The following is a 300-nucleotide window of genomic DNA, read 5'->3' as shown; positions in this document are numbered from 1 at the left end:
GCGATGTCACCGAAGATCAACAGCCGTCGTTCACCGTCAAAGTCAGCCAGAAGCTGGATCAGGATCTGACTGTCACGCTGTCCAACGGCGCCAAAGTCGTGATTCCGGCGGGCCAGACCGAAGCCATTTACAAGGCCGACGCCCAGGGCGATGACGTCTTCAAAGATGCCGACAGCCTGACCGTGGGTGTCAGCGACGCAACCGTCGCTGGCAAGACCTTCGAGAATCTGGAACTGGGTGGCAACGCCACCGTACAGATCACCGACACCACCAGCGAAGTCGTCGCGACCCTGTCGGCGG

1 protein-coding gene is annotated in these 300 nt (G+C 60.7%); it reads left to right on the top strand.

Features of this window, described 5'->3' with window-relative positions; all coding sequences use genetic code 11:
- Positions 1 to 300 (top strand): immunoglobulin-like domain-containing protein (locus L6D77_RS27110; RefSeq protein WP_236170237.1); only part of this gene is annotated, 300 nt, incomplete at both ends.

It is taken from the genome of Pseudomonas parasichuanensis (assembly GCF_021601385.1).
GTDB classification, from domain to species: Bacteria; Pseudomonadota; Gammaproteobacteria; order Pseudomonadales; family Pseudomonadaceae; genus Aquipseudomonas; species Aquipseudomonas parasichuanensis.
Note: the sequence above shows the minus strand (reverse complement) of the source record. Positions and strands in the feature narration are given on the sequence as shown.